Annotated in this window: 18 protein-coding genes; 11 read left to right on the forward strand and 7 right to left on the reverse strand. The window is 57.7% G+C overall.

Features of this window, described 5'->3' with window-relative positions; genetic code table 11:
• Positions 1–110: 110 nt before the first annotated feature.
• Together zinT and ACQUTD_RS13675 are read left to right on the forward strand one after the other, a co-directional pair.
• Positions 111–734, forward strand: a complete 624-nt coding sequence (zinT, locus tag ACQUTD_RS13670) for a metal-binding protein ZinT (RefSeq protein ID WP_473276135.1) — start codon at positions 111–113, stop codon at positions 732–734.
• A 173-nt stretch (positions 735–907) separates the two neighbouring features.
• Positions 908–1,174 (forward strand): putative hemolysin, encoded by a 267-nt coding sequence (locus ACQUTD_RS13675; RefSeq protein WP_072568573.1) that lies wholly within the window; start codon positions 908–910, stop codon positions 1,172–1,174.
• Here the strand turns inward: ACQUTD_RS13675 and hslJ are convergent, their stop codons facing one another.
• A complete protein-coding gene (gene hslJ, locus ACQUTD_RS13680; RefSeq protein ID WP_072568572.1) occupies positions 1,175–1,597 on the reverse strand; it encodes a heat shock protein HslJ in 423 nt (140 codons plus the stop codon). It lies immediately after the preceding gene.
• A 112-nt stretch (positions 1,598–1,709) separates the two neighbouring features.
• Positions 1,710–2,699 (reverse strand): 2-hydroxyacid dehydrogenase, encoded by a 990-nt coding sequence (locus tag ACQUTD_RS13685; RefSeq protein ID WP_318375491.1) that lies wholly within the window; start codon positions 2,697–2,699, stop codon positions 1,710–1,712.
• Between the two features lie 160 nt (positions 2,700–2,859).
• Here ACQUTD_RS13685 and ACQUTD_RS13690 point away from each other — a divergent pair, with 160 nt between their 5' ends.
• Genes ACQUTD_RS13690 through ACQUTD_RS13700 form a run of 3 tightly spaced genes read left to right on the forward strand, consistent with a single transcriptional unit; the run spans position 2,860 to position 6,568 of the window.
• Positions 2,860–5,499: a YdbH family protein gene (locus ACQUTD_RS13690; protein ID WP_473275927.1), complete on the forward strand. Its 2,640-nt coding sequence runs from the start codon at positions 2,860–2,862 to the stop codon at positions 5,497–5,499.
• Positions 5,496–5,681 (forward strand): YnbE family lipoprotein, encoded by a 186-nt coding sequence (locus ACQUTD_RS13695; RefSeq protein WP_473275925.1) that lies wholly within the window; start codon positions 5,496–5,498, stop codon positions 5,679–5,681. The genes ACQUTD_RS13690 and ACQUTD_RS13695 overlap by 4 nt, the downstream gene beginning before the upstream one ends.
• A 20-nt stretch (positions 5,682–5,701) precedes the next feature.
• Positions 5,702–6,568 (forward strand): oxidoreductase, encoded by an 867-nt coding sequence (locus ACQUTD_RS13700; RefSeq protein ID WP_473276133.1) that lies wholly within the window; start codon positions 5,702–5,704, stop codon positions 6,566–6,568.
• Positions 6,569–6,677: 109 nt separating this feature from the next.
• Here ACQUTD_RS13700 and azoR read toward each other — a convergent pair whose 3' ends face one another.
• On the reverse strand, positions 6,678–7,283 hold the full coding sequence (gene azoR / locus ACQUTD_RS13705; protein WP_072568567.1) for an FMN-dependent NADH-azoreductase: 606 nt from the start codon (positions 7,281–7,283) through the stop codon (positions 6,678–6,680).
• A 202-nt stretch (positions 7,284–7,485) separates the two neighbouring features.
• Here azoR and hrpA point away from each other — a divergent pair, with 202 nt between their 5' ends.
• Positions 7,486–11,388 carry an ATP-dependent RNA helicase HrpA gene (hrpA, locus tag ACQUTD_RS13710; protein ID WP_473275923.1) on the forward strand — a complete coding sequence of 1,301 codons (3,903 nt, stop codon included), beginning with the start codon at positions 7,486–7,488 and terminating at the stop codon, positions 11,386–11,388.
• A 115-nt stretch (positions 11,389–11,503) separates the two neighbouring features.
• On the opposite strand, the gene ACQUTD_RS13715 is transcribed toward hrpA, so the two are convergent.
• The 3 genes from ACQUTD_RS13715 to ACQUTD_RS13725 are packed head-to-tail and all read right to left on the reverse strand — an operon-like array spanning position 11,504 to position 15,662.
• Complete coding sequence (locus ACQUTD_RS13715) at positions 11,504–12,880, reverse strand: efflux transporter outer membrane subunit (RefSeq protein WP_473275921.1); 1,377 nt, start codon at positions 12,878–12,880, stop codon at positions 11,504–11,506.
• Positions 12,880–13,959, reverse strand: a complete 1,080-nt coding sequence (locus ACQUTD_RS13720; RefSeq protein ID WP_473275918.1) for an HlyD family secretion protein — start codon at positions 13,957–13,959, stop codon at positions 12,880–12,882. The genes ACQUTD_RS13715 and ACQUTD_RS13720 overlap by 1 nt, the downstream gene beginning before the upstream one ends.
• 47 nt (positions 13,960–14,006) lie before the next feature.
• Positions 14,007–15,662, reverse strand: coding sequence for an MFS transporter (locus tag ACQUTD_RS13725; RefSeq protein ID WP_473275917.1), 1,656 nt, complete (start codon positions 15,660–15,662; stop codon positions 14,007–14,009).
• 295 nt (positions 15,663–15,957) lie between these two features.
• Between ACQUTD_RS13725 and ACQUTD_RS13730 the strand changes: the two genes are divergently transcribed.
• Both ACQUTD_RS13730 and aldA read left to right on the forward strand, forming a co-directional pair.
• Positions 15,958–16,761 (forward strand): YdcF family protein, encoded by an 804-nt coding sequence (locus tag ACQUTD_RS13730; RefSeq protein WP_072568562.1) that lies wholly within the window; start codon positions 15,958–15,960, stop codon positions 16,759–16,761.
• Between the two features lie 199 nt (positions 16,762–16,960).
• Entirely contained in the window at positions 16,961–18,400 is a 1,440-nt protein-coding gene (gene aldA, locus ACQUTD_RS13735) for an aldehyde dehydrogenase (protein ID WP_473275914.1), read from the forward strand.
• A 10-nt stretch (positions 18,401–18,410) separates the two neighbouring features.
• Here aldA and ACQUTD_RS13740 read toward each other — a convergent pair whose 3' ends face one another.
• Complete coding sequence (locus ACQUTD_RS13740; protein ID WP_473276130.1) at positions 18,411–19,316, reverse strand: prolyl oligopeptidase family serine peptidase; 906 nt, start codon at positions 19,314–19,316, stop codon at positions 18,411–18,413.
• Positions 19,317–19,462: 146 nt separating this feature from the next.
• Here ACQUTD_RS13740 and cybB point away from each other — a divergent pair, with 146 nt between their 5' ends.
• The 3 genes from cybB (at position 19,463) to ACQUTD_RS13755 (ending at position 22,118) form a co-directional block, all read left to right on the forward strand.
• A complete protein-coding gene (gene cybB, locus ACQUTD_RS13745) occupies positions 19,463–19,993 on the forward strand; it encodes a cytochrome b561 (protein ID WP_473275911.1) in 531 nt (176 codons plus the stop codon).
• A gap of 189 nt (positions 19,994–20,182) precedes the next feature.
• Positions 20,183–21,508: an MFS transporter gene (locus tag ACQUTD_RS13750; protein WP_072568558.1), complete on the forward strand. Its 1,326-nt coding sequence runs from the start codon at positions 20,183–20,185 to the stop codon at positions 21,506–21,508.
• 76 nt (positions 21,509–21,584) lie between these two features.
• Complete coding sequence (locus ACQUTD_RS13755; protein WP_473275907.1) at positions 21,585–22,118, forward strand: hypothetical protein; 534 nt, start codon at positions 21,585–21,587, stop codon at positions 22,116–22,118.
• The last annotated feature ends 2 nt before the right edge of the window (positions 22,119–22,120 follow it).

A 22,120-nucleotide genomic window follows, 5' to 3' on the forward strand; every position in this document is an offset into this window, starting at 1 on the left:
AATTGATGTTTAATGGTCGGGCTTGAAAATATAAATGTTATATCATAACATCCATGTTTCTAAATCTTAATGAGGGTAGCGTTTTGATAAAGCAATATGGAACAGTGGCAATGGCGCTCGGGGCGCTTTTACTGAGCGGGCAGGCGCTGGTGCATGGTCATCATTCTCACGGAAAACCGCTGACCGAAATGGAAGAAAAAGCAGCGAACGGCGTATTCCAGGACAGCGACGTAAAAGATCGTAGCCTGAGCGACTGGGACGGCGTATGGCAATCCGTTTATCCGTTGCTGGAAAGTGGCGAGCTGGATCCGGTATTCAAGAAGAAAGCGGAACAGGACAAGAGCAAAACTGCTGCCGAGTACAAAGCCTATTACCGCAAAGGCTACGCCACTAAAGTGGACACTATCGGCATTGAAAACGGCGTGATGGAATTCCACACCGGCGACGTGGTTAACGCCTGTAAGTACGATTACGCGGGCTACAAAATCCTCACCTATACCTCGGGCAAGAAGGGCGTGCGCTACCTGTTCGAATGTAAGGATGCCAACAGTAAAGCGCCGAAGTTCGTGCAGTTCAGCGATCACACCATCGGCCCGCGCAAATCCGCGCATTACCACATTTTCACCGGCAATACCTCGCAGGACGCTCTGCTGAAAGAGATGGATAACTGGCCGACCTATTATCCGTATCAGCTGACTAACGAGCAGGTCGTCGATGAAATGCTGCATCATTGATTAAGAAAAGAACCCGCTGCGGCGGGTTTTTTTACGTCCTGACCAATTGGGAGCCCTACCGCAAAATGGGGAAATTCTCATGGCCGGACAGAAAAAGCGCAGTCTGGCTCTCGACGTCAGCCGCCGGGCTGCCTATTATGCATAGGTTTTGCTAAATCGACGGGGGAGAGAACATGCGAGCAGGATTGTGGGTAGGGTGCGCGGCATTATTGTTATCGGCTTGCAGCAGCGAGCCAGTTCAGCAGGCCACGGCGGCGCACGTCGCGCCAGGTCTGAAAGCCGCCATGACCAGTTCCGGTGAAGCCAGCTGCGCGATGATTGGCGGATCGCTGTCCGTCGCACGTCAGCTTGATGGCTCGGCCACCGGCATGTGCGCACTGCCCAACGGTAAACGTTGTAGCGAACAATCGCTCGCGTCAGGCACGTGCGGCGCGTACTGATTACTGCCCCAGGTCGGCCAGTTTAAAGATTAACGTCTGCTCTGCGGTGGCCAGCGTCAGCTGGTTACCGGTGAGGTCTGCCTGTGCCCCTTCATTCATCATGGCACTGAAAGTCTGATCCAGCTGATTACGCTGCGGATCGGCACACATCATGCGCGTCATCGCCAGATTTTTCGCCGACAGCGCGCCGTCGGACACTTTCCCCTGACCGGTGAAACGGTTACACATCACACCGGAAAGGTGCATTTTCTCGCCAAAACTGATTTCCGGCGGATTACTGCCAGGATTGATGGCAGTGCCGTTAACCGTTTGCAGCACAAAACGGTGGTGCATCAGCTCATCCGGCGTGACAGAGACTTTGCCATCACGGGCACAGCCAGCCAGCAGCAACGTGGCTGCGGTTAACGCAATAAAATATTTCATAAAACTCCCTGGATATTCTCCGTGATTGAGCGCTGATTTTAACAGGCGTATAAGAGGTGTCTTGCAGGAAAATCTGAAAGCGCTCCCCGAAAGAGAGGGGAGCGAGAGGCGTTTACACCAGGGCGTTCGGGCAGTTTTCGCCTTTTTCCAGCTGGCGCAGGTTCTCCAGCGTGGTTTCCGAAATGCTGATCAGGGCTTCGGCGGTAAGGAACGCCTGATGGCCGGTGAACAGCACGTTATGACAGGCGGACAGGCGACGGAAAACGTCATCCTGGATCACATCGTTAGACTTATCTTCAAAGAACAGATCGCGTTCGTTCTCATACACGTCCATACCCAGCGCGCCGATTTTCTGCGTTTTCAGCGCTTCGATAGCCGCCTGCGAGTCCACCAGGCCGCCACGGCTGGTGTTGATGATCATCACGCCGTCTTTCATCTGCTCAAACGACGAACGGTTCAGCAGGTGGTAGTTATCCTCGGTGAGCGGGCAATGCAGGGAGATCACGTCCGACTGGGCAAACAGCGTGGGCAGATCCACATACTCCACGCCCAGCTCCAGCGCCGCGGCGCTCGGATAAGGATCAAACGCCAGCAGGCGCATACCGAAACCTTTCAGAATACGCAGCGCCGCCACGCCAATCTTACCGGTGCCGATCACGCCTGCGGTTTTACCGTACATGGTGAAGCCGGTCAGGCCCTCCAGCGAGAAGTTAGCATCACGGGTACGCTGATAGGCGCGGTGAATACGACGGTTCAGGGCCATCATCATACCCACGGCATGTTCCGCCACCGCTTCCGGGGAATAGGCCGGGACGCGCACCACTTTCAGCCCTAACGCTTTGGCGGCGTCAAGGTCGACGTTGTTAAAGCCCGCACAGCGCAGCGCAATAAACTTCACGCCCTGCTTTTTCAGTTCTTCCAGTACCGGACGGCTGCCATCGTCGTTAACAAAAATACAGACGCCATCGCAACCATGGGCCGTTTTTGCGGTTTTATCAGTCAGCAGAAAGTCGAAAAATTCAAGTTCATAGTTATAATTCTCGTTAACATGCTGCAAATACTTTTTATCGTACTGCTTTGTGCTATATACAGCGAGTTTCATAAGACTTTCTCCAGTGATTGTAATATCAATCCAGCATAATGATTAATTCTAGAACATCTACTCTTATCAGAGGCATTCACTTCACCAATATATGTAAGCATGCCACAATAACGCCACGGACAGACAGAAAATTGATGCCAAATCAGGATATTAACTGCCCATGAAGGGTAAATATAAAGTCGCGCTCGCGCTGCTCTTACTGTTCATACTTTTGCCGCTTACGCTGCTAATGACGCTGGCGCAGTGGGTGCCGGGGCTGGCCGGGATCTGGCTGCCGGTGGGGACACGCATCGCCTTTGAAGACAGCCCCCGTCTGACGCGTCATGGTCTGAAAATCCCTGATTTGCTTTACCTGGTGGACGACTGCCCGCTGGCGAAACTCACGCATGCCGAACTGACGCACCCGAGCCGCTGGCAACTGAATGTCGACTCGCTGGTGCTCAACGCCGCCTGTCTGAAAAAACTCCCGCAGACGACGGCATCGCCCGCCGCGCCGCGCACCCTGGCGCAGTGGCAGTCCATGCTGCCTTATACCTGGGTTAATATCGATAAACTGACGGTCACCCCCTGGCAGCAGTGGGAAGGGAAAATCGCCCTTGCGCTGACGCCAGCGCGCCAGCAGCTAAGTTATGAGGGCGAGCGCGTCACCGTGCAGGCGCAGCTTTCCGGACAGGCGCTGACGGTGGAAAAATTCGCGGTCAAACTCGCGGAAAACCAGCCGCCGCTGAGCCTGGCAGGGGAGTTCACCCTGCCGCTGGTGCCGGACGGTCTGCCGGTTAACGGTCATGCCGCCGCCACGCTGCACCTGCCGCAAAGCGCCGATCCTGTGGATGCGGAAATCGAGTGGCGCGATAACGAAGGTCAGCTGATCGTCATGGCGCGGGATGCCGCCGATCCGCTGCTTGATCTTCCCTGGCAAGTGACGCAGCAGCAGCTCACCATCAGCGACGGGCGCTGGAACTGGCCTTATCAGGGTATGCCGTTAAGCGGGCGCGTCGGCATACGCATCAAAAACTGGCAGGCGGGGCTGGAAGGCGCAGAAGTTAGCGGCCGGATGAACGTGCTGACCCAGGGCGATGCGGGCAAAGGCAACGCCGTACTGAATATCGGGCCGGGGCGGCTGAGCCTGGAAAACAGCGATCTCCCCCTGCAACTGACCGGCGAAGCCAAGCAGAACGATTTGATTTTGTACGCCGTGTTACCGGCCCATCTGAGCGGCAGCCTCACCGATCCGCTGCTGGCGTTCAGCCCCGGCGCGCTGTTGCGCTCCCGCGGCACCATTATTGATTCCCTGAATATTGACGAAGTGCGCTGGCCGCTGGCGGGGGTAAAAGTCACCGGGCGCGGCATCGATGGACGCTTACAGGCCATCCTGCGTGCCCATGAAAATCAGATGGGCGATTTTACCCTGCATCTCGACGGTAAAGCTGACGACTTCCTGCCGGATCATGGTCTCTGGCAGTGGCGTTACTGGGGTGATGGCCGCTTCACGCCGATGCAGGCGCGCTGGGATGTCGCCGGGAAAGGGGAGTGGCGCGATAGCCTGATCCTGCTGACCGATCTGTCCACCGGCTTCGACCAGTTGCAGTACGGCACCATGCATATGGATAAACCCCGACTGGTACTGGACGCGCCCATACGCTGGCAGCGTGATGAACAGCATCCGCAGTTCAGCGGCGCGCTGTCCCTCGACGCCGCGCAGACCACCTTCAGCGGCGGCAGCGTGTTACCGCCCTCAACGCTGAAATTCAGCGTCAGCGGACGCGAGCCGACGGTCTTTCAGTTTAAAGGCGATCTCCACGCGCAGGAGATTGGCCCGGTACGGGTTAACGGGCGCTGGGACGGCGAACGGCTGCGCGGGCAGGCGTGGTGGCCGCGCCAAGCGTTGAAAGTCTTTCAGCCGCTGGTACCGCCGGACTGGAAAATGGCCCTGCGCGATGGCGAAATGTACGCGCAGATCGCCTTTTCTGCCGCTGCGGATCAGGGGTTCGAAGCCGGGGGGCACGGTGTGCTGAAAGGCGGCAGCGCCTGGATGCCGGATAACGAACTAAAAGGCGTCGATTTTGTGCTGCCGTTCCGTTTCAGCGAGGGGACCTGGCAACTGGGGACGCGCGGGCCGGTCCGGCTGCGCATTGGCGAAATCATCAACCAGGTGACGGCGAAAAAATTCACTGCGGATTTGCAGGGCGCGTACCCGTGGAGCGAAGATAACCCGCTGCGTCTGAGTGACGTCAGCGTGGATATGCTCGGCGGGAAAATCACCCTCCGCCAGCTGCGTATGCCGCAGCACGACGCCGCGCTGCTGCGGCTGGAGCATATTTCCGCCAGCGAAATTATCAGCGCTGTGAATACCAAACAGTTCGCCATGTCCGGCGCGCTCAACGGCGCGCTGCCGCTGTGGCTGAATAACGATCAATGGATCGTGAAAGATGGCTGGTTAAGCAATCCGGGCGCGCTGACGCTGCGCCTTGATAAAGACACCGCCGACGCGCTGGTGAAGGATAATATGGCGGCCGGGGCGGCCATCAGCTGGCTACGCTATATGGAAATTTCGCAATCCTGGACGCATATCGATCTGGATAATCATGGCAAGATGACACTGCGCGCCGCCCTGAAAGGCATCAGCTACGTGGATGGAAAAAGCAATGCGGTGAACCTGAACTATCACCACGAAGAAAATGTCTTCATGCTGTGGCGCAGTTTACGTTACGGCGATAATTTGCAGTCATGGCTTGAGCAACATGCGGCAGTGCCGGATAACCGCTGCGCGGCTGGCAAGGAATGTGAGGTAAGACAATGAAACTCCCGTTAATCGCCCTGTGTGCGCCCCTGATGCTTAGCGGATGCACGCCGCGAATCGAAGTGGCGGCCCCGTCCACGCCGATCACCATCAATATGAACGTCAAGATTGACCACGATATTCATATTAAAGCGGATAAAGACGTCGAAACGTTGCTGAAGACGCGCAGCGATTTACTATAACCCATGCAGGAAGGATCATGATGACGCACACCACAGCAAACACCTTTACCTTCGGCGGAATGACCGTCAACCGTCTGGGCTACGGCGCGATGCAGCTTGCCGGCCCCGGCGTCTACGGCCCGCCGAAAGATCATGACGCGGCGCTGGCGGTACTGCGCGAAGCCATTGCGCTTGGCGTGAATCATATTGATACCAGCGATTTTTATGGCCCGCACATTACAAACCGTATTATCCGCGAGGCGCTGCATCCTTATCCGGACGATCTGGTGATCGTCACCAAAATCGGCGCACGCCGCGATGAAACGGCAGCCTGGCTACCGGCGTTTTCTGCGGATGAGCTGAAACAGGCGGTACACGATAACCTGCGTAATCTGGGCGTTGAAGCGCTGGACGTGGTTAACCTGCGTTCGATGCTCGGCGACGGACACGGCCCGGCGGAAGGTTCGCTGGCGGAACATGTGCAGGTGCTGGCGGATCTGCAAAAGCAGGGGCTGGTGAAACATATTGGTCTGAGCAATGTGACCCCGACCCAGGTCGCCGAAGCGCGTGCAATGGTGGACGTGGTCTGTGTGCAGAATCTCTACAACATTGCCCATCGTGAAGATGACGCGCTGATCGACGCGCTGGCCCGCGACGGTATCGCCTACGTACCGTTCTTCCCGCTGGGCGGCTTTACGCCGTTGCAGTCATCCACGCTGTCAGAGGTGGCGGCGAGCCTGAATGCCACACCAATGCAGGTGGCGCTGGCCTGGCTGCTGCGCCGTTCGCCGAATATCCTGTTGATTCCCGGAACGTCGTCGGTCACGCATCTGCGTGAAAATATGGCGGCGGCAGAACTGGAATTATCAGAAGAGGTGCTGGCTACGCTGGAAAGTATCGGCGAGTAAGGCGTTTTTGCCCGGTGGCGCTGGCGCTTACCGGGCCTACAAAAACCTGGCTTCGTAAAGTGTAGGCCCGCGCAAGCGAAGCACCGCTGGGCACAAATCAGCAAAAACGTTACGCTGTCACAACGCTGTCGATGGCCGCTTTCGCGTCGGACTGCGCTTTGGTCGCCACTTCCGGACCGTAAGCAATGCCTTCTGCAAACACGAAGTTCACATCGGTGATACCGATAAAGCCCAGGAACACTTTCAGATACGGGGCGATCAGGTCAGTCGGGGTATCTTTATGGATGCCGCCACGGCTGGACACCACCACCGCACGTTTACCGGTCACCAGACCTTCCGGCCCTTTCTCGGTGTAACGGAAGGTCACGCCAGCACGGGCAATCAGGTCAAAGTAGTTTTTCAGCTGCGTCGGGATGTTAAAGTTGTACATCGGGGCGTTGATGACGATAACGTCATGGGCCTGCAGTTCAGCAATAAGTTCATCGGACAGCTTCAGGGCTTCCTGCTGACGCGGCGTCAGCGGGGCATCGGACGGACGCAGCGCGCCAACCAGCTCGCCATCGAGAACCGGAACCGGGTTAGCCGCCAGATCGCGTACGGTAATTTCATCAGCAGGGTGCTTTTCGCTCCACTGTTCAACAAAATAGTCGGAAAGCTGACCAGACTGAGAGTACCCTGCCAGAATACTGGATTTAAGCACTAATACTTTACTCATGGGTGATTCCTTTTATGCATGTATGTTGAGGTATAGCCTCAATAATTACCGTCACTCTATTCATTATCCGCCGCCATGAATAGCGCAATATATCGATACCAATGTTCGAATTTTTTGAATAAGCCAAAGAAAGCGGCGATGTGATAATCTACAGTAAACGAAACAGAGACATTTTACCGGCAGTGTGCTGCCCGATAACCTTATGACAGAACAACAAAATTTTACTTTCTCCGCCCTTAACCAGCAGCTTGAAACCTTAATGCTGCGCGACAGACAACGCTTCGCGCGCCGTCTGCACGGGGCGAGAAAGGTTAAAAATCCAGAGGCGCAACAGGCCATTTACCAGACCATGGCGCAGGAAATTGAACAGGCTGCCGGCAAAGTGCGCCAGCGCATGGCCGCGCGCCCTGACATCACCTATCCGGATAATCTGCCGGTCAGCCAGAAGAAGCAGGACATTCTGGAAGCCATCCGCGATCACCAGGTGGTGATTGTCGCCGGGGAGACCGGCTCCGGTAAAACCACCCAGCTGCCGAAAATCTGCATGGAGCTGGGGCGCGGCGTGACCGGACTTATCGGCCACACGCAGCCACGCCGACTGGCGGCGCGGACCGTGGCCAGCCGTATCGCCGAGGAACTGAAAAGCGAGCCGGGCGGCTGCATTGGTTATAAAGTGCGTTTCAGCGATCACGTCAGCGACAACACCATGGTCAAGCTGATGACCGACGGTATCCTGCTGGCGGAGATCCAGCAGGACCGCCTGTTGATGCAGTACGACACCATCATCATCGATGAAGCGCACGAGCGCAGCCTGAACATCGATTTTCTGCTTGGCTATTTCAAAGAGCTGCTGCCAAAACGCCCGGATCTGAAAGTCATCATCACCTCGGCGACTATCGATCCAGAACGTTTTTCCCGCCACTTTGATAATGCGCCGATCATTGAAGTCTCGGGCCGCACCTTTCCGGTGGAAGTGCGCTATCGCCCGATTGTGGAAGAGGCGGACGATACCGAGCGCGATCAGCTTCAGGCAATTTTCGACGCCGTGGACGAGCTGGGCCGTGAAAGCGCCGGCGACATCCTGATTTTTATGAGCGGTGAGCGGGAGATCCGCGACACCGCCGATGCGCTCAACAAGCTCAATCTGCCGCACACTGAAGTGCTGCCGCTGTATGCACGACTGTCGAACAGCGAACAAAACCGCGTGTTCCAGTCTCACAGCGGGCGACGCATCGTGCTGGCGACCAACGTGGCAGAAACCTCGCTTACCGTGCCGGGCATCAAGTATGTCATCGATCCCGGCACGGCGCGTATCAGCCGCTACAGCTTCCGTACCAAAGTACAGCGCCTGCCGATTGAACCGATCTCGCAGGCGTCGGCGAACCAGCGTAAAGGCCGCTGCGGACGCGTTTCGGAAGGTATTTGTATTCGTCTTTATTCGGAAGATGATTTCCTGTCGCGCCCGGAATTTACCGATCCCGAAATTTTGCGTACCAACCTCGCGTCAGTCATCCTGCAAATGACCGCGCTGGGGCTGGGGGACATCGCTGCGTTCCCGTTTGTGGAAGCGCCGGACAAACGCAACATTCAGGACGGTGTGCGCCTGCTGGAAGAGCTGGGGGCGATCACCACCGATGAGCAGCAAACGGCGTATAAGCTGACGCCGCAGGGCCGCCAGCTTTCGCAGCTGCCGGTGGATCCGCGTCTGGCGCGCATGGTGCTGGAAGCGCAAAAGCTCGGCTGCGTGCGGGAAGCGATGATCATCACCTCGGCCCTGTCGATTCAGGATCCGCGCGAACGTCCGATGGACAGGCAGCAGGCGTCGGATGAAAAACACCGCCGTTTCCACGACAAAGAGTCCGATTTCCTCGCCTTTGTGAATCTGTGGAACTACCTCGGCGAGCAGCAAAAAGCGCTGTCCTCGAACAGTTTCCGCCGCCTGTGCCGCACCGAGTTCCTTAACTATCTGCGGGTACGGGAATGGCAGGATATTTACACCCAGCTGCGCCAGGTGGTGAAAGAGCTGGGCATTCCGGTGAACAGCGAACCGGCGGAATACCGCGAAATTCATATCGCCATGCTGACCGGGTTGTTATCGCATATCGGCATGAAAGACGCCGATAAGCAGGAATTTACCGGCGCACGTAACGCCCGTTTCGCCATCTTCCCCGGTTCCGGTTTATTCAAAAAGCCGCCGAAGTGGACGATGGTGGCGGAACTGGTGGAAACCAGCCGCCTGTGGGGACGCATCGCCGCGCGTATCGATCCGGAATGGGTCGAACCGGTGGCGCAGCATCTGATCAAACGCTCCTACAGCGAACCGCACTGGGAGCGGGCGCAGGGCGCGGTAATGGCGACGGAAAAAGTCACGCTTTATGGGCTGCCCATCGTCAGCGCGCGCAAGGTGAACTACAGCCAGATTGACCCGGCGTTGAGCCGCGAGCTGTTTATCCGTCATGCGCTGGTGGAAGGCGACTGGCAGACGCGCCACGCGTTTTTCCGCGACAATCTGAAGCTGCGCGCGGAAATCGAAGAGCTGGAGCATAAATCGCGCCGCCGCGACATTCTGGTGGATGATGAAACCCTGTTTGAGTTTTACGATCAGCGCATCAGCCATGAGGTGATCTCCGCACGCCATTTTGACAGCTGGTGGAAGAAAGCCAGCCGCGAAACGCCGGATCTGCTGAACTTTGAAAAGAACATGCTGATCAAAGAGGGCGCGGAAAAAGTCAGTAAGCTCGACTATCCAAACTTCTGGCATCAGGGCAACCTGAAACTGCGCCTGAGCTATCAGTTTGAGCCAGGCGCTGATGCCGATGGCGTGACGGTGCACATTCCGCTGCCGCTGTTAAACCAGGTGGAAGACAGCGGTTTTGAGTGGCAGATCCCGGGACTGCGCCGCGAGCTGATTATCGCGCTGATCAAATCCCTGCCGAAGCCGGTACGCCGCAACTTTGTGCCTGCGCCGAACTATGCCGAAGCCTTTTTGGGGCGTGTGACGCCGCTGGAGCTGCCGCTGCTGGATGCGCTGGAGCGCGAGCTGCGCCGCATGACCGGCGTGACCGTTGATCGCGACGCCTGGCAGTGGGATCAGGTGCCGGATCACCTGAAGATCAGCTTCCGCGTGGTGGATGATAAAAATAAGAAACTCCAGGAAGGCCGCAACCTGACGGCGCTGAAAGAGGCGCTGAAGGGCAAAGTACAGGAAACCCTGTCGGCGGTGGCCGACGACGGTATCGAGCAGAGCGGGCTGCATATCTGGAGTTTTGGTCAGCTGCCGGAAAGCTACGAGCAAAAACGCGGCAACTACAAAGTGAAGGCGTGGCCTGCGCTGGTGGATGAGCGCGACAGCGTGGCGATCAAACTGTTCGATAATCCGCTGGAGCAGCAACAGCAGATGTGGCGCGGTCTGCGCCGTCTGTTACTGCTCAATATTCCGTCGCCGATCAAATATCTGCATGAGAAGCTGCCCAACAAAGCCAAGCTGGGCCTGTACTTTAACCCGTACGGCAAAGTGCTGGATCTGATTGATGACTGTATTTCCTGCGGCGTCGATAAGCTGATCCATGAGGCGGGCGGCCCGGTGTGGACGGAAGAGGGTTATGCGCAGCTGCACGAAAAAGTGCGCGCTGAACTTAACGACACCGTGGTGGAGATTGCGAAGCAGGTGGAACAGATCCTGACCGCCGTGTTCAATATCAACAAGCGCCTGAAAGGGCGGGTGGATATGACCATGGCGCTGGGGCTGTCGGACATCAAAGCGCAGATGAACAATCTGGTGTATCGCGGTTTTGTCACCAGCAACGGTTTTAAACGTCTGGGGGACACGCTGCGTTATCTGAATGCCATTGAAAAACGGCTGGAGAAGCTGGCGGTCGATCCGCACCGGGATCGCGCGCAGATGCTGAAAGTGGAGAGCGTACAGCAGGCCTGGCAGCAGTGGCTGAACAAGCTGCCGCCCGCCCGCCGTGAGGATGACGATGTGAAAGAGATCCGCTGGATGATCGAAGAACTGCGCGTCAGTTATTTCGCCCAGCAGCTCGGCACGCCGTACCCGATTTCCGATAAGCGTATTTTGCAGGCGATGGAGCAGATCCAGCCGTAATGCCTCGCCGGGCGGCGTCTGCGTCTTGCCCGGCCTACAAAAGCCGCATTCATATCATTGTAGGCCCGGTAAGCGCAGCGCCACCGGGCAGTTCACGCTACCCAGGGCAAAACCCTCACTGCACTCCGGTCCACCCGCCGCCAAGCGCCCGGTACAAATCCACCTGCGCCAGCAGCAAATTATTCTTCACCTGCACCACGCTGGTCTGCGCCGAGTACAGCGTGCGTTGCGCATCCAGCTCATCCAGATAGGAAGCATAGCCATTACGGTAACGGTTATGGGCGATCCGCAGCGCCTCTTCCGCCACCGTCGCCTGCTCCTGCAACTCGTCTAACTGTTCCTGCAAGCGCGCAATAGCATCCAGGCTGTCGTTCACCTCTTTGAACGCATTGCGCACCGTATTTTCATAGCTGTACAGCGCCTGATTGCGCTGGGACATCGACACATCCACCTGCGCATTCAGCGCCTGACGGTTAAGCAGCGGCGCAAGAATACTGCCGCCGACGCTCCACAAGCGCAGCGGATTATCCAGCAATCCCGGCAGGGTATCCGCCTGCCAGGTGCCGCCCGCCGTCAGACTGATCGACGGCAACAGCCGGGCCTGTGACGCCGCCAGCGAAGCATCCGCGGCGATCAGCGCCTGCTGCGCCTGCACAATATCCGGGCGACGATTTAACAGCGTGGAGGGCAACTGCGCAGGCACCGGCAACGGCGTTAACCGGTCAAAGGCTCCGCGCGGCACCGGGCCGGGATTGCCGCCAGCCAGCAGGCTGAGGGCGTTTTCCTGCTCACTGATCTGGTGCTGCAACTGCGGGATCTGCGCACGGGTGGCGCGTCGTTCTGAATCCGACTGCATCAGCTCCAGCCGCGAGCTGTAGCCCGTTTCAAACTGCCGTTTAGCGAGGTTATAAGCTTCTTCCCGCGCCGCCAGCGTCGACTGCGTCACGCGCAGCTGTTCATCCAGCGACAGCAGCGTGATATAGCCGGAGGCCACCTGCGACGCGACGGTCAGATCGGCCGCCGCCGCCGCGGCTTTCTGCGCCGCCAGCGACGCCCGCGCCGCTTGCGTGGCGCTGCGGTTCGCCCCCCACAGATCCACGTCGTAATTCGCCGTCAGTCCGCCTTTATACAGCGTACTGTGCACCGGCTGCCCGGTGGCGGCAGACTGGGAGCGCGCCCGCGTGCCGCCAAGGTTAGCATCCAGCGTCGGGAACAGATCGCCTTCTGCGGCATAAATGCGCGCCTGATATTCATTGATCCGCTCGCGGGCGATCAGAATATCGTTGTTCTGGCGCAGCGCCTGTTCCACATAACGGTTCATTTGACTGTCATGGAAATTACGCCACCAGACGCCTTCCACCGGACTTTGCGGTCCCACGGCGGTGCGCCATTCCGCGGGAATGGTTAATGAAGGACGGGCAGGAGCGACGTCAACAGACTGACAGCCCGCCAGCGCTAAGGTCAGCGCCAGCCAGACAGGACGGAAGGTCATTATTCTGCCTCCCGGGTATCAATATTCACCTGCACCGACATCCCCGGACGCAGGCGCTGTAACTGTTCAGGTTTACCGTCGATCTCGATGCGCACCGGAATACGCTGGGCGATCTTCACAAAGTTGCCAGTGGCGTTATCCGGGGTGACGGCGCTGAATTCAACGCCGGTAGCCGGGGAAATGCTCTGCACCCGCCCGCTGAAGGCCTCGTCGTTAAGGGCGTCAACGGTGATATGCACCGGCTGGCCGAGACGGATCGTCGCCAACTGCGTCTCTTTCACGTTGGCGATAATCCAGTGTTGCGGCGGCACCAGCGAGGTGAGGTGCGTCCCGGCAGTGACGTAGGCCCCCAGACGCACTGCGATTTGTCCCAGCTGTCCGTCGCGCGGTGCGACAATGCGTGTGTTTTGCAGGTCGATTTGTGCCAGCTCAAGCGCGGCGCGGGCGTTTTCCACATCCGCTTCCAGCGAGGCGCGATTGACGATCACCGTTTGCAGATCCTGACGCGACATCTCAAGGGTGGCGCGGGCCTGATCGATATCGGCGCTGCCCTGCGCGGCGCTGGCAAGGGCGGCATCACGCTCACGCACCGACAGCGAACCGTCGGATGCCAGTTCTTTCACGCGCTTCAGATCCGCCTGGCTTTTCAGGCTTTGGGCGCGGGCGTTTTGCAGCGCGGCCTCGTTACGTTTGATCACCGCTTCGGCGCTTTTACGCTGTTGCAGATTATTGTTCAGCGCGGCGATTTTCATCGCCAGTTGCGCCTGCGCCTGGTGTACGCGCTGGGTATAGATGCGGTCATCGATCTGCATCAGCAGATCGCCACGTTTCACCATGGCGAAATCCTGGACTTTGACATCCGTGATATAGCCGTTGACCTGAGGGCTGATAAAGGTGGTCTGGCCGCGCACGTAGGCGTTATCCGTAAACTGGGTGTGACGGGTGAAAGGGGGCAGTTGCCAGGCGTAGAGGATCACCAGCGCGCCCACGATACCAATCGCCGCAGCGGCAAAAATGGAAACCACGCGCAAATTGCTGCGCGTATTCGCCTGCTCTTTGGCGGCGTCCTGCTGACTCATAACCACTCCTGTCGTAATTTCTGTTTCATTTCGTTGTTCCGCTATTCTTATACTTTTTGCTGCATGGCCCGCTTCAGGGCCAGATGAGCCGTAATGCGCAGTCGCAGTAATCGCCACAGGATCCACAGCAGGGTGCAGACCGCGATGGTCGCCGTGAGCAGATAGGTATCGTTATAGGCCAGGATGTTCGCCTGTAACGCGCTGGCGGTCTGCAACTGATTGATCGCCTGCACGTTCAGCAGGGTGCTGTCGCCAATCTGGCTGCGGTACATCTGACTGTAGAGCTGGATCCGATCGTTCACCAGCGGATTAAGCGTGGTGAGCTGTTCGGCGAGCACACTGGAGTGATATTTTTCCCGCCACACCTGAAAGGTGCCGAGGATCGCCGAACCGAGCAGGCCGCCGAGGTTCTGGCTGATCCCGAAGAGTACGGAAAAACTCACCAGGTTGCGCGGTTCCGCCACCACGCCGCCGATGGCGGCAAGCATGGCAGGGGCGAGGAAAAAGGCGCTGCCAAAGCCGAGCAGAAACTGGCTGACCAGTAACTGGTCCGGGCGTGTCAGGCTGTTTGACTGACTGTCGAGCAGAGCAGCGATGATCATCAACACCAGCGAGGTGACAATCGGCCAGGCCAGCCGTTGCGGTTTGATGGTCAGGCAACTGGTGACGATGCCGCAGACAATCCCGGCAAGAATAGACCACGCCAGGTGCGTCATTTGTTCATTTTGCAACCCGACATATTGCAGCCAGCCGATCGCGCCGGTGTTCTGTTCCGCCAGCACAATACGAATGAGCACCATAATCAGCCCGAGGCGCACAATACTGCCGCTGGATAACCAGCGGGTATTCAGCAGCGGGTTGCTGCGGTTGTGCTCAAAGACAATGGCGCTGACGATCAGCACCAGCGAGCCGGCCAGCGCCCAGCCGATCCACGGCGCTTCAAACCACCAGTCAATTCTCCCCAGCGACAGCACCGCGCACAGCAGCGCCATACCGGGGGCAAACAGCATAAAGGTGATGAAATCTTTTTTCTCAAACACCTTTTTGCGATCGCCGGGCGGCAGCTTAAGGAGGATCACCGCCGCGAGGGATATCAGCGCCAGCCCCAGTTCAAACAGGTAAAGGCCGCGCCATTCGTCGATTTGCAAAAGTTCAGTGGAGAACAGGCGGGCAATGGGGATCGCCAGCGACGAACCGGTAATGCCGATAGTGAGCGCTTTTAACCGATGTTTCGCGGGCCAGGCCTGAATCTGATAATAAATGCCCAACGAACTCAAGGCCGCCGCCACCATACCGTGCGCGGCGCGCACCATCAGGGCAGAGTTGAGATCGTTGACGAACAGGTGAAAAAAGGTCACCAGCACGTACAGCACCAGACAACCCTCGGTAAAAGCGCGCAGGCCGAACTGCTGACGGAATTTAACCAGCAGCAGGTTAATGGAGACGTTGGTCATCACATAAACTGTGGGCAGCCAGGCGATTTCGTTAGACCAGGCGGCAAACGAGCCCTGCAAATTTTGCAGGTTGGCGGTAACCATGGCGTTGCCAAGCGCGCCGGTCAGGCACACCAGTAGCCCGACAATGCCATAGGCGATGCGCCTGGGCGTGCTGTGAAAGGGGGTCGATGGCGACCCTAAAAGCATGGGCTTTTCATGCGGTGCCCACTCTCTTGGCTGGTACGGATCGCTTTTGGGCAAACGCATTGGGATTCCAGATAACGACAATGAATAATTAGGCGGCTAAGGATTTTATAGTGCCCGCGAATGATAATTCAAGTCAATTAATTAAGGTAATTCAATATTTATAGTGAATATTTTACGTGACGTTGTCACATACAACTGGCAACAGCATGACAGAATTTGAAACCGTTAAAGGTATAAACATCTGATGAAAATATTGCGATAAAATTCGGTAAGTTACCTAAGGATTAGGAGAGATCCGCTATTTAAATCTGTGAGCGATCGTACTCTACAGGATGGTACGTAAAAGGAGATTTGCATGATCATTACCCGCTTTCCCACTTTGCCGGAAACCACGCTGGCGGCGGTCAATACGCTCGGGCAGTGGCTGGCGCAAAATGATTTTGCCGGCAAGCCGCATCCGGTGCAGGCCGACGCTATTATTCTGGCAGGGAACGCCGTGATCCCGACCATAGACGCGGCCTGCCAGCTCGCCGCCCGCGCCAGAGCGCCCTTGTTGATCAGCGGCGGTATTGGTCATTCCACGCCGTTTTTGTACGCCGCTATCGCCCGCCATCCGCGTTATAACGTCATCCGCACCACCGGACGTTCAGAGGCGGCCATCATTGGCGATATTGCCCGGCAGTTCTGGCGCATTCCCGCTGAACGTATTCTTGCGGAAGATAAGTCCACAAACTGCGGTGAAAACGCGCGACTGTCCTGCGAATTGCTGCGCGCAAAGCTACCGACGGCGCGCAGGGTGCTGGTGGTGCAGGATCCGACCATGCAGCGGCGCACCATGGCGACCTTCGCCCGCGTCAGCGCAGAGCAGTCGCCGGACATTCGTTTCCTGAGCTGGCCGGGCGTGACGCCGCAGTTGCGTAACGGACAGCGCGGGCTGAGCTTTACGCCGCGCGAAGACGGCCTGTGGGCGGCAGATCGTTATCTGTCGCTGATCCTCGGCGAGGTTCCGCGTCTGCGGGATGACGAGCAGGGGTACGGCCCGCGGGGGCGCAACTTTATTGCCCACGTCGATTTTCCCGCCAGCGTCGAAACCGCCTGGCGTACCTTACAGACGGATGACACCCTGAACGCCGCCCTGCGCGATCGGGCATTACGATAACGTGCTGCCCGTTTGCGATATTCACAGCGCAAACGGGCATTCGTCTCCTCGTTGATGTAATACATTTGTTGCATATCCGCCGTGCTTTTATGAGTTATCTCACAAAATCAGCCTATTAAGATGGGAATAGCCCGCTGCACTTGTAGATTTTTAACAACGAATTTACTTGTTAAAAACAATGTTATTACAGGAGCAGGTCATGACAGCACCCGTACAACACCCTATGTATATCGATGGACAGTTTGTCACCTGGCAGGGGGACGCGTGGATTGACGTGGTCAACCCGTCCACAGAAGCGCTGTTATCGCGCATCCCGGACGGTACGGCGGAGGACGCCCGCAAGGCGATTGATGCCGCAGAACGCGCGCAGCCCGCCTGGGAAGCGCTGCCAGCTATTGAACGTGCGGGCTGGTTACGCAAAATTTCCGCCGGGATCCGCGAGCGCGCCAGCGAAATCAGTCAGCTTATCGTCGCAGAAGGCGGCAAAATTCAGCAGCTGGCGGACGTCGAAGTGGCCTTTACCGCGGATTACATTGATTACATGGCGGAGTGGGCGCGGCGCTACGAAGGGGAGATCCTGCAAAGCGACCGTCCGGGCGAGAACATTTTCGTCTTTAAACGCGCGCTGGGCGTCACCACCGGTATTCTGCCGTGGAACTTCCCGTTCTTCCTTATCGCCCGCAAACTGGCCCCGGCGCTGATCACCGGCAACACCATTGTGATTAAACCCAGCGAATTCACGCCAAACAACGCCATCGCCTTTGCAAAAATCGTCGATGAGATCGGTCTGCCGCGCGGCGTCTTTAACCTGGTGCTCGGGCGCGGAGAAACTGTGGGACAGGAGCTGGCGGGCAACCCGAAAGTGGCGATGGTCAGCATGACCGGCAGCGTCGGCGCGGGCGAGAAGATCATGGCGGCAGCGGCGAAAAACATCACCAAAGTGTGCCTGGAGCTGGGCGGCAAGGCCCCGGCGATAGTGATGGACGATGCGGATCTGGAGCTGGCGGTGAAAGCCATTGTCGATTCACGCATCATCAACGCCGGGCAGGTATGTAACTGCGCCGAGCGCGTCTATGTGCAAAAAGGCATTTACGACCGCTTTGTCAGCCGACTGGGCGAGGCGATGAAAGCGGTGCAGTTTGGCGATCCGGCGCAGCGTAACGATATCGCAATGGGGCCATTAATCAACGCCGCGGCGCTGACCCGCGTAGAAGAAAAAGTCGCGCGCGCGGTTGAGCAGGGCGCCACCGTCGTGCTCGGCGGCAAAGCGGTGGAGGGCAACGGCTATTTTTACCCGCCGACGCTGTTGGTGGACGTGCGTCAGGAAATGAGCATTATGCACGAAGAGACCTTCGGCCCGGTGTTGCCGGTGGTGTCCTTTGATACCCTCGACGAGGCGCTGGCGATGGCCAATGACAGCGAATACGGGCTGACGTCTTCGATCTATACCGCCAACCTGAACGTGGCAATGAAAGCGGTGCGCGGCCTGAAGTTTGGCGAAACCTACATCAACCGCGAAAACTTCGAGGCGATGCAGGGTTTCCACGCGGGCTGGCGTAAATCGGGCATTGGCGGCGCCGACGGACGCCACGGTCTGAATGAATATCTGCAAACCCAGATGGTGTATCTGCAGAGCTGATCGCTGCCCCTCATCCGGCAGATGAGGGGAATTTCGACGCGATCCACGCCATCATTAATTCCGGCCACACGGCAACCGGCAGTCCCTGCGCATCGCGTATGCCAAAGCCGTGCTGGCCCTGTTCAAACAGATGCATCTCCACCGGGATCCCCAGCCGCCGCAGGGCGCTGAACATCACCACGCTGTTTTCCACTTTTACCGCCGGATCGTCCACCGCATGCAGCAAAAACGTCGGCGGCGTATTCACACCGACGCGATCTTCCGGGGAGTAGTGCGTAATTTGCGCCTCCGTCGGCGCATCGCCGATCAGCTCAAAACGCGAGCCGGGATGATCGATATCCGCATGCATGGTGATCACCGGATAGACCAGCGCCATAAAGGCCGGGCGGGCGTTTAACGCATCGACGTCATCCACCGGCGCGTACACCGCTTCGTCATAGCGGGTGCCAAGGCTGGCGGCGGCATGTCCGCCCGCTGAAAAGCCCATCACGCCGAGTTTATCCGCATCCAGATGCCACTCTGCCGCACGGGCGCGCAGCAGGCGCATCGCCCGTTGCACGTCTGCCAGCGGCGCATTCGCGCCTTCTGCGTGGCCGTCCCCCGGCAGACGATAGGTCATCACAAACAGCGTGTATCCGCGCGCATTAAAGAACGGGGCCAGCGCGCTGCCTTCCTTATCCAGCACCACGCGGCGATAGGAGCCGCCCGGCGTCACCAGAATACCGATGCCGTTAGGGTTATCCGGGGCATAGACGGTAATGGTCGGCGCACGCACGCCGGTAACGGAACGGTCAAAAGCCGACGGCCCGGTATGCTGCTCTTCGGTGCGAAACGCCACCGGGCTTTGCTGTGCGCCGGGGGCTTCACCCTGCGGCCAGACGGAAAAGGTCGTGGCGCGGCTTGACGCCTCTTCCATAAGTTGTAACAGGTACGCATTACTGAGGGTTTTCAAGCCAGTCTCCTTTATGGTTTACACGTCAGATTCAGAACCGAAAAATTAATGAATTTTTGCAAAAAGCCCGGTATGTTTGCCTTCTTACTGTTTTATTTCAGGAAAGTCTTATGCGCAGCACCTATTCAGGATGGCAGATTGCCATTCACTGGCTGGTTTTTTTATTGGTCGTCACTGCGTATTGCGCCATGGAATTTCGCGGCTTCGCGCCGCGCAGTTACCGACCTTACTTTAATATCGTCCATGTTTCCTGTGGCATCTCGATTCTGGTGCTGATGGTGACGCGTTTGCTGCTGCGCCTGAAAACGCCGTCACCGGCTATTGTGCCAAAGCCCAGAGCGATGCTGACCGGCATGGCGCATCTGGGACATCTGGTGATCTACCTGCTGTTTATCGCGCTGCCGGTCATCGGCCTGTTGATGATGTGGTTCCGCGGCAACAACTGGATCGCTTTCGGCATGGTGATGCCACACGCCGCCGAAGCGGATTTCGATCTGGTGGATATGCTCAAGGACTATCACGTCACCCTGGCGACTCTCGGCTATTACGTCATTGGCCTGCACGCCGCGGCGGCGCTGATGCATCACTACCTCTGGAAAGATAATACGCTGCTGCGTATGTTACCAAAAAAACGCCGCTGATCCGGCAACGACAGGCCCCGCACTGGCGGGGCTTTATATATTCAGTACGGTAATAAATGTGATCCTGACGGGTTTTTCACCGTTTTTGTTCGTTATGCATCACATTTTAAAACGGCTGTAGTGGGCGAAACTCCGGCACAGCGTATAGATAGTATATCTATTATAGAAACACTGTGATTAGGAGAGAGTATGACTCAGCCTGTTCAGCAGTCGCTTGACCGTGCACCAGCCGGGGAAACCAGCGTGGCGGCACGAAAATTACGCAAAGTCTTACTTGCCACCGGCGTGGGCCATTTTGTCGAGTGGTTCGATTTTGGGCTGTACGGGACGCTCGCGGCGATCATCGGTTTGCAGTTTTTCCAGGCCGGCGATCCCGCCGTGGCGCTGCTTTCTTCTTTTGCGGTATTCGGCGCGGGATTCATTATGCGTCCGCTGGGCGGGCTCTATTTCGGTTCGCTGGGCGATCGCGTCGGCAGACAAAAAATCCTCGCCACGGTGATTTTGCTCACCTCGGGCGCCACCTTTGTGATGGGGTTACTGCCCACTTATCATCAGATTGGTATTACCGCCACTGTGCTGCTGGTGATCACCCGTCTGGTGCAGGGCTTCGCCGCCGGGGGCGAAAGCTCTGGTGCCACCACCTTTCTGGCGGAATATGCGCCCGATGCCCGGCGCGGCTACTTTACCTGCTGGATCGATAACTTCGGCTTTATGGCCTTTGTCGCTGGTTCCGGGCTGGTGTTCCTGCTGACCGCGCTGCTGGGCGAAGGGGCGATGAACGACTGGGGCTGGCGGATCCCGTTTTTGATCGCCGGGCCGCTGGGCTGGGTTGGGCTTTATCTGCGTAAGCATCTTGAAGACTCGCCGGAATTTCTGGCGATGGCAAAGCTCGGTAAAAAAGAGGCCGCGCCGCTGCGTACGGCGGTAAAAACCGCCTGGGGCGCGCTGCTGTTTTGCGTGGGCTTTGTGGTGATCAAGGCGGTAGGGCACTGGACGTTGCAGACCTTTATGCCGAGCTATCTGTCCACGCAGATGCATTTTTCAAAACTCGACGCTTACGCCATCACCACTATCGGGCTGTTTGGCATCGCCATACTGGTGCCTTTTATGGGGCTGCTGTCGGATAAATATGGTCGTAAGCCGCTGATGCTGGCGGGCTGCGGCGGCTTCATCCTGTTCAGCTATCCGGCCATGATGGTGATGGCGAACGGCAATATGCTGTCAGCGGTGCTGGCAATGCTGATGCTGGGCGCGTTTATCGCCGCCTTCGACGGCGCATGCAGCGCGGCCATGGCCGAACTCTTCCCGACCCGCATTCGCTACGGCGGGCTCTCCATCGCTTATAACTTTGCCGTGGCCTTTTTCGGCGGCATCACCCCGTGGTTCTCGGTGTGGTTAATTACCTCTACCGGTAATCCATTCTCCCCGGCGTTCTATGTAATGGGCGCGGCGCTGATCACCTTCCTGACGGTGATGCGCGCGAAGGAAACGGCGGGGCTGCCGCTGAAGCGGTAACCGAGTGGCACTTTCTCATGCACCTCCTAAGCTTAACTACCTGAGCGTAGCGACAAAAATAAGAAGGGATGGGATCGTGAAAATTGCATGTCTTGGCTGGGGATCGCTAATCTGGAAGCCAGAGGCATTGCCGCTGGCCAGCGAGTGGTTCAAAGATGGACCAGCACTACCCATCGAATTTTCCCGCGTCGGTGATGGCGGCGAACTGGCCACCGCGGTGTGCATGAATGCGCCGCTGACGCATGTTTTCTGGGCGATGCTGAATGCCGAAACGCTGCATGATGCGGTTTCAGCGCTACGTAAACGCGAGCAAATCCCCGTCTCCCGTAGTGATGGCGTCGGCGTGATGGTGTTTAACAGTACGCCTGCAGGTCCATTAGCTGAATGGGCAAGGGAAAAACAGCTGGACGCGGTGATCTGGACGGCGCTGCCGCCGCGCATTCATGGTCTTGAAGGCCGCGTACCCTGCGTGAAAGAAGTGCTGGACTACCTGGCTACGCTGGAAGGGGAAAAGCGGCAACATGCGCAGGATTATCTGCGCAGGGTTCCCACTGAATTCGAAACGCCGTATCGGCAGGCAATACGAAAAAGTCTGGGCTGGGAGTGTTAAGC

The sequence above is a fragment of the Enterobacter sp. K510 genome (assembly GCF_055804875.1).